Origin of the sequence: Arthrobacter sp. GMC3 (assembly GCF_002929305.1) — a bacterium.
In the GTDB taxonomy this organism is placed as follows: domain Bacteria; phylum Actinomycetota; class Actinomycetes; order Actinomycetales; family Micrococcaceae; genus Specibacter.
The window spans coordinates 282,802-293,567 of the sequence record NZ_PJIO01000005.1 but is presented as its reverse complement, the minus strand read 5'-3'; the positions used below and the strand labels follow the sequence as shown (position 1 = coordinate 293,567).

Annotated in this window: 9 protein-coding genes; 3 read left to right on the top strand and 6 right to left on the bottom strand. The window is 59.1% G+C overall.

What is annotated here, in order from left to right:
• The first annotated feature begins 428 nt into the window (after window positions 1-428).
• The 3 genes from CXQ94_RS11160 (at window position 429) to CXQ94_RS11150 (ending at window position 3,170) form a co-directional block, all read left to right on the top strand.
• Window positions 429-1,226: a CPBP family intramembrane glutamic endopeptidase gene (locus CXQ94_RS11160; RefSeq protein ID WP_104089934.1), complete on the top strand. Its 798-nt coding sequence runs from the start codon at window positions 429-431 to the stop codon at window positions 1,224-1,226.
• Between the two features lie 289 nt (window positions 1,227-1,515).
• Window positions 1,516-2,346, top strand: a complete 831-nt coding sequence (locus CXQ94_RS11155; RefSeq protein ID WP_104089932.1) for a CPBP family intramembrane glutamic endopeptidase — start codon at window positions 1,516-1,518, stop codon at window positions 2,344-2,346.
• On the top strand, window positions 2,343-3,170 hold the full coding sequence (locus CXQ94_RS11150; RefSeq protein ID WP_146070282.1) for a CPBP family intramembrane glutamic endopeptidase: 828 nt from the start codon (window positions 2,343-2,345) through the stop codon (window positions 3,168-3,170). The genes CXQ94_RS11155 and CXQ94_RS11150 overlap by 4 nt, the downstream gene beginning before the upstream one ends.
• Before the next feature lie 434 nt (window positions 3,171-3,604).
• Here the strand turns inward: CXQ94_RS11150 and CXQ94_RS11145 are convergent, their stop codons facing one another.
• The 6 genes from CXQ94_RS11145 to CXQ94_RS11120 form a co-directional block, all read right to left on the bottom strand.
• Window positions 3,605-4,381 carry a CPBP family intramembrane glutamic endopeptidase gene (locus tag CXQ94_RS11145; protein ID WP_104089927.1) on the bottom strand — a complete coding sequence of 259 codons (777 nt, stop codon included), beginning with the start codon at window positions 4,379-4,381 and terminating at the stop codon, window positions 3,605-3,607.
• A 325-nt stretch (window positions 4,382-4,706) separates the two neighbouring features.
• A complete protein-coding gene (locus CXQ94_RS11140; RefSeq protein WP_181034173.1) occupies window positions 4,707-5,105 on the bottom strand; it encodes an NUDIX hydrolase in 399 nt (132 codons plus the stop codon).
• A 10-nt stretch (window positions 5,106-5,115) separates the two neighbouring features.
• Window positions 5,116-5,322: a hypothetical protein gene (locus CXQ94_RS22180; protein WP_146070281.1), complete on the bottom strand. Its 207-nt coding sequence runs from the start codon at window positions 5,320-5,322 to the stop codon at window positions 5,116-5,118.
• 355 nt (window positions 5,323-5,677) lie between these two features.
• A complete protein-coding gene (locus CXQ94_RS11135; protein WP_104089922.1) occupies window positions 5,678-8,005 on the bottom strand; it encodes an arylsulfatase in 2,328 nt (775 codons plus the stop codon).
• A gap of 374 nt (window positions 8,006-8,379) precedes the next feature.
• Window positions 8,380-9,054 carry a GAP family protein gene (locus tag CXQ94_RS11125; RefSeq protein ID WP_104089918.1) on the bottom strand — a complete coding sequence of 225 codons (675 nt, stop codon included), beginning with the start codon at window positions 9,052-9,054 and terminating at the stop codon, window positions 8,380-8,382.
• A gap of 8 nt (window positions 9,055-9,062) precedes the next feature.
• On the bottom strand, window positions 9,063-10,754 hold the full coding sequence (locus CXQ94_RS11120; protein WP_258067014.1) for a SulP family inorganic anion transporter: 1,692 nt from the start codon (window positions 10,752-10,754) through the stop codon (window positions 9,063-9,065).
• Window positions 10,755-10,766: the final 12 nt, after the last annotated feature.

The following is a 10,766-nucleotide window of genomic DNA, read 5'->3' as shown; positions in this document are numbered from 1 at the left end:
TCTTGGGTTTCCGTGGACACGCGAGCATAGCCGACCAATAGTTTAGACATGTAGTTCAGTGTGTCACATAGGGACCCTTCACCGGTCAGTTCATCGGACACCCTATACGGGACAGTCGATGGCCCGACGCCGCGACGATGCAGGTCAGGGACGGATATGTCCGGTGGTGGACCGGCTTACGGGACTGTTCTGCGCCCCTTATTCGGACCGACCTCTTACTGGACGTTGTACCCACTTCGGTAGCTAGGATTTGTTTCCTTTAGTTCGGGTATCGCATGGCTGTTTCTCGTTGTCCAATTCAAATTGCCTTTGAAGTGAATGGCTGAATAGGATCGACAGGTAAGAGACTATTGAAGGACTGAGATGCCTGATTCACCGCGATCATTGCCGACGATGTGTACACCCAATAGCGGCTGTGAGTCACGGACATGAGCAGTACTGCGCTGCGGGTGGCGCCTCGAGTGTGGATTGGTTTCGCTGTGGCGGTCGGCTACCTTGTACTGGTTGTGCTGTTTCAAGCGTCTTCGGGTGTTCCATATCCTGAGTGGGGGTCCAGTGGTGCGAATTTGTTCCGTGGCGTCGGGGTCTCATTAATCGTCGGCACCATCGCCCTTGCGGTTGTTGTCACGGCACTGGGCTGGTGGAGGCCTGTGCTCCGTGACCGTCATCGCAGCAAGCACCGTTGGCCCGTCTTGGTACCTGCGTTGATGGCTGTGATGGCCATCATGATACTGCTTTCCACCGATTGGGGCGCCTACGATGGCGCGTTCCTGGGGGCCTCCCTCATTCTCTTGCTCGTTGGATTTACCGAGGAAATAGCCACTCGCGGGGTGCTCTTAGTCGCCTTGCGCAGCCGATTCGCTGAGGTCTGGGTATGGCTGATCACGACCTCAGTCTTCGCGCTAATGCACGGCTCAAATATGCTCCTGGGTCAGTCCGATGCAGAGACAGTATTGCAGGTGGCATTCACGTTCCTGGCCGGCACCGTCCTGTACATTGCACGACGAGTGACAGGATCACTCATTCCAGCAATGATTCTGCATGCTGCCTGGGACTTCGCGAACTTTGCCACCGGTGTCGGTACTCCCGCCGATTCAGCGGCGTTGGCGACCGGCCTCCTGCCCTTGCTTGGATTGTTTGCCTTGGTGTCAGTAGCCTTCGTCATCCGCGGCGCAGACGAACGGCTCCTGGGTACCTCATCGTTCAAGGCTCCCAGACTCAGCTGAGATTGCTGGTCCGGGGGCAAAGCAGGAGTTCAAGCTGGATCCCATAGGTCAACCTGCTCTCTGGCGGAGTCGGCCCGGGCACGAGCGTCAGCCTGGATGGTGGGCTTTGTCGAAGCCCTGACGCGAACGAAAAGACATTCGCGATACTCGAAGACCAGTCCTCTCGACAGTCCAAGGAGGACTAGTCCCAGTAGCCGTTCATCTGAAGGAATGATTGGAACAGGAGCCAGGGGACTGGGTAATATATCGATGCGGCTCAACTTCGTGTCGCCTGACCCTGGGGGCACTAATGACCGATTTGACTGCTGCTACACCGTGGAAGCGGTTCTGGGACCGCGGGGCCTGGTGGAAAACAATCGTTCTTGCTGTCGCCTATATCGCTCTCTACGAAGGTGCAAGTCTCTTACTTGGCGTTGTGGTCGGTGGCGACATCGGTACACCGAACAGCCCCAAGTACCTGTTGCTCGGGTTCCTCATACCTATAGCAATCGGAGGGCTGATCCTGGTGGCCTTCGCCGCATCCGTCGGGTGGCTAAAAGACCTGTTCGGTCAGCAGCCGATCCGCGGTGGCCGCTGGATGTGGATCGCCGTCGTCGTAGTGCTGCTGTTTAACCTCCTACGTTTCGCATCACTGGACTACGCCAAGGCGGGCTTCACGGTCGTTGCGCTATGGATCGTCATTGGACTGATGATCGGCTTTGCCGAGGAAGTTCTCACCCGCGGGCTCGTGGTCAACATCATGCGCAAGGCAGGCCACCGTGAGATCGTAGTTGCACTTGTCTCCGCTGGGATTTTCGCGCTGCTTCACTCGGTTAACCTTCTCAGTGGTCAGGCACTGCTACCGACGCTTATCCAGCTCGGTTATACCTTCGCTTTCGGTATCCTCATGTACCTTGCGCTGCGGGTGACCGGCAACCTCATCTGGCCAGTGCTGCTGCACGCGAGCACCGACCCTAGCGTCTTCCTACTCACTGCCTACCCGTCGGGGGATGCTCTGAGTAGCATCGCCAATCTCGGCAACTTCGTGGTGATCGCTGCAGGCCTTGTCCTGGTGTTCTTCATCCGCGGGCGCGTGGCAGATGATTCGAACGTGGCGCTTAGCTCCAGGGTAGCGCCGTGATAGGCCAGTCAACGGCGCCGGTGGTGGAGCGTGTGCCCCGAAGGATGTGGATCGGGTTAGTCGCCATCGTGGTCTACATCCTGTTCGCAGCAGGCCTCGGTAACGCGTTGGATTATTGGACGGGTATTTCATCCGGGCCATGGGAACTCGTCATTTCACACGCCCCCATCGTCGTGCCAATCATCGCCGGCATCATCTTTGTGAAGTGGGCGGGGTGGGGGCCGGCCGTGTGGCGTACACCTGTTCCGACCGGTCACCGAGGACGCAGTTGGTGGTGGCTGGCTATACCTGCGATCATGCTCGTGCAGTCGCTGGTCAACATTGCCGCCGCGCCGCTTGATACCTGGACTATTCCCTCGATCGTCCTCGTGCTCGTGGTCATGGGTCTTGTTGGTTTAGGCGAAGAGTTCTATTTTCGTGGCATCCTTCGAGCCTCGATGACCCGTCACCACGGTGAGACCTTTGCGTTTGTGGTCACGTCCCTGGCATTCGGTCTTGCACACTCGGCAGCCAGCTTGGCTCACGGCGTGCCCATAGCAACTGTCGCCTTTCAAGTTGCGGTCACAGCGGCTGGTGGCGCGGTGCTCTACGGCGCGTTTCTCGCTACCGGGCGGCTTTGGGTTCCGATTGCCCTGCACGCACTCGATGACTTCTCACTCGCCCTAGGTAGCGGCGGTTTCGGGGTAGCGGCCGGAACTGAGTTCCCTACCCCATCCTTTGTGGTGTTCACACAAGCAGTTCTGTGGATTCTTGCCGTCGTAGTCCTCATCTCCTGCATCCGCCGAGACCACAAAGCTAAAAGAGCGCCAGCCTACGCCGGATGACCAAGGCCTGTCGCCGTGAACAAAGAGCGCCCCGACCAAGTGACGCTCCCTCAGTACAAGCCATTGACCTACAAACATCAACTTACCGCCCCATCCACCCAATACTTTCTTCATCAACCGGCAAACGACTACACAGTCCCGCAGACCGCTCCGCTTGGGGTTTCGTGGTGGCCTGCCGGACGGTTTGGGAGGAAGATCGCGGGCGGGCACAGTTCCCCGATTTCCTGTTGGAGAACTTGATAGTGATTGCTGTCGCGCTAGGTCCCGGCGATTTGCAGGTGCTTGGGACTCGAAACCTCTCAACGCAGCTCAACGGGTGGACATGCAGGGCACTCGGCAGGGAAATCCCGGCCGAGCGCCTTGCCCAAACATGTTGAGCCTGGCAGCAACAGCCAACGATTAGCTGCCGGTGCCAAGACTATTCAGCGATACTGCTAGGCTGCCGCGGCCGCTCCAACCAACGCGAAGGTGAAAATTACCCAATCGTTCAGGACGTGAGCGCCAAACGAAACGAGGATGTTCTTGCCCCTCATGTACGCCAGAGTCAATACGAGCCGAGCAACACCGATAACGAGGAAAGCTTGGGCGAAGTTCCACCCATAGGTCGGCAAATGGGCGGCACCGAATCCCACCGCTGTAATCAGCCAGGCCAGAATAACTGATGTGTTTCGGGAGAGCTTCGCCTTGGTGAACAGCAGGTACATGATCCCCAGGAACGGCAGGATCGTGAACATTTCCTCGCCAAGGATCTGGATGCATGTTCCTACGTAGAACGCAATGATCTGGACAGGACCGCCCTCGATAAGACCGTTGGTTGCGGGGTTTGCATTCGCCCCGAAGACAGTCATAACGATGACGCCGACTCCTGCCGAAACAGCGAAGTTCAAAAGCCAGAAGCCGAGCATACTCAGGTAGTCCATTGCGGTTGGCTTCTTGAAGAGCGCTTTCCAGTACTGGCCGGTAAAGCCGATGAACACCGACAGGGGAATCGCGAGGAAGAGAATCCGCGGGACCAGCGCTTGGAGATCATTGTGCGCCGGGTAAAACATGAGTGTCGCAATTCCGGCCACACAGGAAAGGATGATGACAGTCCATTTCCAAGCTGCTACTTCAATGGGGGCTCCGTCGTAGAAGGGAAAATCTCGGCCGTCATTCCGTTCGATGAGGCGTCCGAATCGTTTCTTTGACTGTGGGAGTACTTCGGATGCCATGGGGGCTCCTTTAGGGATCTAGGCGGCGTGATCGGAGCCTGTTGCTCGTCGCCGTACACAGCAAAAATAATACCCACACCCAGGACACTCCTAGCGACCACACCAAGGCCTCTTTCCGAAAAAACCCGACGACCTAAGCCATCCACCTTGTCGCTCTTAGTTATCAATGCGGAACCGGCGAACGCCGACTACTTGAGAAACCCAACTAGCACCTAAAACTGGGAAATCTACAAATGAGGGTGAGCTTGAGCTATCCTCGACCGCCCCAGTAAAGGTTCCGTTTATGGCACTGTCCTAGTTTTTCGTGCAGCCCGCGAGCAACGCTCTACTCTGCGTCGGGACCTGGCTGTTGTCCGTTGCTTAGTTGCAAATGGGGTAGTGCGAGAAGAATATTGACGAGATGGAAGCTTTGTTTGAAGAAGCCTGGTTGAAGGATGTCTTCAACGCGTTCGAGACGAACTTCGATCTCTTCGTTTACATCGAGCAATTGTTCCCCGACTCGTGCGCATCCGAGCGCGACAAAATAATGGACCAGGTTGTCTTGGTTTCCCCAATTCGCGTAGGCGCTTCCGACCGCCAACAGCTGTGAGGGGCGATATCCCGTTTCCTCGAGAAGTTCTCGCTCAGCTGCAGTCGCTGGCTCCTCGCCAGCTTCGATCCCGCCGCCTGGAAGCCCGGGAGCGATCACACCGCCACCATGGCGATACTCCTTAATTACCAGCACCGTCCCCTCATCAGTCAGGGGGGAGGATCGACACCCAGTCGCTCGCACAAATGACGTAATAGGGATCGATCACCTGACCATCAACGCCAGTGCAGCGGTCAGCTCGCACCTTGATCCAGCCATCGTCGAGCACAAGACGGCTCGCTTCGGTCGTCCATTTGCTGACCATAGAGATCCCCTGTGATTCATCGACATGCTGGCTGAAGTGCTCGCTCACATCATCACATGAGCTGATGGCTGCAACTCGACTCTACGGCCACGCAGCGCGGCGCGTGTGGCGTATCCCTTGCGATGCTCTGCTTTGTCCCGCTGACCGTTCCTCATCCGGGGATTGTCCTGTCAGTGCGAAGCAGCCCTGTTTGCCGGTTCCCGTGGGGTCAGATTTAGGGTTCTTTTGGCATCTGGCCGTTTCTCTGCGGGGTGAGTTCGACTACGAGCCTTACAACCTCATCCAGCAGATCACCCGGTGCCGACTACCGGAACAAGGAAGGTGTCCGCGTTGGTTCGTGGGGCTGTCCATTCCGCCAAGCGCGGTCGTCCTGTTGTGGAAGTCTTTTGGGGCGTGTTTTCGACTATTTCCCCTTGAGGAGGTCGATGACGACTTTGTGGAGTTGGCCGGTGAATCGGAACGGTACATCATAGTCGCGCACGACTGGTGTCCCGGAGTCTTCGCCGATGTCGAGAGTTTCGGTCCCTGAGACAATCACGGGCACGGTCTGGTCGATGCGTCCACTGGCCACCTCGATGCCATCGACGAGAATTATAGCGGTTCCGCCGCTGCCAGGCGCACCACCGTCGTAAGTGAAGTCGACTACGAGAGTATGCGGTCCGGGGGTAAGAGTTTCAGGAGCGCGGATCGTGTATTTGTGCTCCGGGTAGTGGGACTTCGCATAGGAGTAAGTCGGCCGCCCGTTGAGTATGTAGAAGGCATTGCCAGCAAACCAGCCACCTTGGGCGACGAGCATCCCCTCGGCACCACCGGGCGGAATGGTGACTGTGGCGGTGATTCGGTAAGAGGTGTTCTTCATGTCTGGCGCCATGGCCTCGGTGATGCGTTTCGTGCCCGGGTAGTAGGCGAACGACGAGCGGCCGACGTTGTGCTGCGGCCGGTTCTCGGGACGCACCCGCTCGATGTACCGGTCATCCAGCGGCAGCACTTGGTTGCGTTTAGCCTCGTTCAGGAACAGCTGTTTGAGTTCCTCCAGTTTCTCCGGATGCTCGCCCGCTAGGTTCTTCGACTGGGTGAAGTCTTTCCGCAGGTCATAGAGCTCCCACTCATAGTCTGCGAATGGGTCCGCCGTTGTCGGGCCCATTCCAACCCATGGCAATCGCTTCGGCGCTGTGTTGGCCATCCACCCGTCATGATAAATGCCTTGGTTTGCGATGACCTCGAAATACTGCGTTGTGTGATGCTCCTCGGCCGCCTCGTCATCGAACGTGGATGACAAACTGGCGCCATTGAGGGGCAGCTGCTCGATGCCGTTGATCGTCACTGGCATTGGAAGCCCGGCAGCTTCTAGTATCGTCGGCACGATATCGGTGATGTGGGTGAACTGGCTGCGCAGCCCACCGCCCGACACGATCCGTTCTGGCCAAGCCACCACCATGGAGGTTCGAGTGCCACCGAGGTGGGATGCGATCTTTTTGTCCCACTGGTAGGGCGAGTTCATCGCGTGCGCCCAGCCATGCGAGAAGTGGTTCTGCAGCCACATGCCGCCGAACTCGTCTATGTTCTCCACCATGTAGTCTTCGCGGTCGACGACGCCATTGCCGAGCACTCCGATCTCGCTGGTGAACCCGTGTCCGGTGGGGTCTTCGGCACTGGAGCCATTGTCGCCCTGAATGTAGATGACCAAAGTGTTCTGCAATTGGCCCATCTCCTCGAGTGCATCGATGACCCGGCCAACCTGGTAGTCACAGTGAGCAATAGCTGCTGCGTAGCACTCCATCTGGCGGGCGCAGACACGCTTCATGTCGTCATCGAGATCGTCCCAGCGGCGGTAGCTCTCCGGAGTCGGGTTGAGCACCGCATCCGGCGGAATGACGCCCATTTCCTTCTGACGTTCAAAGGTGCGCCGGCGCTGCTCGTCCCAGCCGTGGTCGAACTGGCCGGCAAACTTCTCCACCCACTCCTTCGGAGCATGGTGCGGGGCATGAGCGGTACCGGGGGCGTAGTACGCCAGAAATGGTTTGTTCGGTGACACTGACTTTTGGGTGTGGATCCACGAGATGGCGTGATCGGCGAGGTCCGCATCGAGGTGGTAGTCCTTCTCCCTCCCGAGATAAGGGTCAATGGGTACGGTGCCCTCGTAGATGGCCGGCCGGAACTGATGGGCGTCGGCGCCGAGGAACCCGTAGAAGTAGTCAAACCCCAGGCCCATCGGCCAGAGATTGAACGGACCGGCCGGGGTGGTGAGCCAATCGGGCACGTTGTGGTTCTTGCCGAACCACGCCGTGCCATACCCGTTGGCGCCGAGTATCTCACCGATGCTGCCCACACTCTTGGACATGATGCTGTGGTAGCCGGGGAATGGGGTGGAGAACTCGGAGATGATCCCGGTCGCAGCCACGTGATGGTTACGACCAGTAATGAGTGCCGCACGAGACGGTGCACACAGTGCAGTGGTGTGGAACCGGTTGTAACGCAGCCCCTGCTCGGCGAGCCTGCCATAGACCGGGGTTGGGATCGGTCCTCCGAACACGTCGCACGCGCCGAATCCGACATCGTCGGTCATAACAAGCAGGATATTTGGGGCACCTTCGGGTGCTTCCACTTCTTGTGGCCAGTCTATGGGATCGGACTCCGCAATTGTGCGGGCTATCCGTCCGACCTTTTGGTACGGCGGGATGGGCAGGCGCGTACGGTCAGGCCACTCTGCAGTTTCATCGGCAGTCGTCATAGTCAATTAGTAGGTCATTGTGAGCTCTTGGGCAAGGGTTTGTTCGCAATTCAGGAGTCGCGTCAGGAGCGGCAGCGTCCACAAGACTGGTCACGTTCCGCGGCTGCTTATTTCGCACAAGTCCCGGTCATCACGACACCGGGCGCAACCGAACTAATTCGCAGGTTGTTGTGTTCGCGGCGGAGCAGGACCCTGTCGCCCTGTGCCTTGTTCAACAACCTCGTTTCGTCCTTTTTCATGTTTACATCAAGCAGCCGGGGTCGGGCCGACGGCTGCTCTCGGGCCGACGTGGGCATGTGCAGACAGAGGCGGCTCTCAACTCCAGGGCAGAGAACGTTGCGCAACGAGCGACAACATTTCGTGCCATAGAGCTGTCAGGAAAATTCGCCGATGCCTTTCCCGACTTGTGTGACGCCGAGGACGAGCAGCAGGACCGCCATGACTGTGCTGTTGTTGCGCACCAGCCACGTTCGTAGCGTGGCCAACGGTGCGCTCATGCGCTCTGTTGCTGTGAGATAGGCGATCACGGGGACGCCCACAGTACTCCCCGCAATCAGGGTGAACAGGACGACGGCAACGATCGTGCTGCCGGGGTCGAGTTCTACGGCGCCAACGGTAATTCCGGCGCTGGCGGCCATGACGAGGTTCTTCGGGTTCAGCGCCGCGAGGGAGAGCCCCAGCAACGTTCCGCGCCCTGCGGTCATCGTGTTGAGTGCGCTCATCCACTTTGGCAACTGGGGCTCGGCCCCGTCGGCGGGATGAGCGCGGAACTGGCGCACTGCGAACACCAGCAGCGCTGCGCCAAGGATAATCTTCAAGGTCCCGACGATCGGTTGTGGCCCGTCCGTGCCAGTTTCAGGGAGTACCGTGGCGACGAAGATGAACACGACAGTGGCCACGATGATGCCCAGTAGCCAGCCGATAAGGAAGCCGAAAGAGGTGCCACGCGCATGCGGCGAAAGCAGCAGCAGAATCGCGGCGATGATCGGAAGTGGACTGACGGCAATGCCAATGGCAAGAGGCAACAGTTCTCCAATGACGGAACCCATGAAGTCTCCTATCGTTCTGCGGCCGCGTCGAGGGCGGCTCGGTTGGTGGGGTAGACCGCTTCATCGGTGATGATGCCGAGTGCTCGCATCCGATCCTCCAGCCCCGGTCTCGCTCGGCTAAACGACAGTGTTATGTGGCGCTCGTTGAGCCAATGCTGGAGAGAAATGAAGGTTTCCGCGGCGGTAACGTCCACGTCCGTGACGGCCTCTAAGTCAAGGACAAGGTAGCGGACCAGCGGGTCGACGATCGCTTCGATGTGGTCCCGGATCGTTTCGGCGACAGCGCTGCTGTTGGCGAAAAAGAGCGGAGCGGCGACGCGAATAAGGAGAACGCCTGGCGCGGTCGCGGTGCCAGGCGGGGCGATGCGGACAACAGCGGCCAACGGATCACCTTCCGCGGCGAGCACGTCTACCGCTGGTGTCGCAGCGCGTTTTGCCAGATTGACGAGTGCCAGCACGAATGCAATGAGGATCCCCGGGATGGCACCGATGAGGAGCGTCGCGAGGAAGCACACCGCTCCAACGATGAACTCAAACTGGTCCTGGCGCCAGAGCACGCGGAACTCACGAATTCCAAGGAGGGGAAGGATGGCGACGGCGACGACGGCACCGATCGCCGGTGAAGGTATGTGCTCTAGCAGAGCGGTGCCGAAGAGCAGAAGCAGGAGCGTTCCGGCCGCCGCGACCAGCGTGGGCAACTGCGTGCGCGAACCCGCCTGGTCCATTGCGGCAGTTCGTGAGGTGGAAGAGCCAACCGTGAAGCTGCCGGAGGCACCCGCTGCGATGTTCGCTGCGCCGAACGCGAGCAGATCGCGGTTCGGTGATGTTGGGTAGCCGTTCTTTTCGCCGTAGCTGCGGGCGACCAGCAGCCCCTCGGCCATAGTCACGAGAGTGAGTGCGATCGCTGAGGGAACCAGCACGAGCCAACCCGCCAAGTCCAGAACGGGCCAGGTTAACACGGGCGGACCCGCATCCACGGGTCCAAGCACGGCAACACCGGACGTTTCGAGACCTGCAGTCACGACCAGTACGGTGGTGAAGATCAAGACGACGAGCGCCCACGGAACTACCTGAGCGATGCGCCGGCCCAGTAGCAGGATGGCGACTGAGGCGACGGCGATGAGCAGCGACCAGGGATTGGTTTTTCCCAAACCCGCACTCAATTGGCTCAGTTTGCCGAGGAATTCCTCGCCTGATTTGAGAGGAATGCCGAGCATCTTGGCAAGCTGCGACACCATAATATCGAGCGCTAAGCCCCCCACAAATCCGATGAGAATTGGTTTCGAGAGGAAGTTGGCCAGAAAGCCGAGCTTGAACACTGCGGCCGCGACGAGGAGGACGCCACAGATGATGGCTTGCGCGAGCGCCATGGTCGCGTATCCGCTGCCGCCAGCCACAGCGAGTCCTCCGATCGACGAAGCGACGAGCGCGGCGGCGGCTGCATCAGGTGAGGCAACAACTTGTCGTGAGGACACCACGAGGGCGTACGCGAAGGCCGGAAGCACAAGTGCATAAAGCCCGGCGGTAGGTGGTAGGCCGGCGATCTGGGCGTAACCGATGTTCAGAGGTACCGCGATAGCCAGTAGCGTCACTCCGGCCAGTGCTTCACGGATGATTAACGCCCGCCGCAACCCGGCTAGCGGTCTCCACCCGGGACGATGGTGACCGCCAGGCCGGGGATGCACATTGATGGTACTCACAGCGCGAGAGAA

Coding starts and splice junctions, on each gene's coding strand:
- CXQ94_RS11125 (WP_104089918.1), bottom strand. CDS start 9,054: ATGGGTTCCGTCATTGGAGAACTGTTGCCTCTTGCCATTGGCATTGCC.
- CXQ94_RS11135 (WP_104089922.1), bottom strand. CDS start 8,005: ATGACGACTGCCGATGAAACTGCAGAGTGGCCTGACCGTACGCGCCTG.
- CXQ94_RS11155 (WP_104089932.1), top strand. CDS start 1,516: ATGACCGATTTGACTGCTGCTACACCGTGGAAGCGGTTCTGGGACCGC.
- CXQ94_RS11160 (WP_104089934.1), top strand. CDS start 429: ATGAGCAGTACTGCGCTGCGGGTGGCGCCTCGAGTGTGGATTGGTTTC.
- CXQ94_RS11145 (WP_104089927.1), bottom strand. CDS start 4,381: ATGGCATCCGAAGTACTCCCACAGTCAAAGAAACGATTCGGACGCCTC.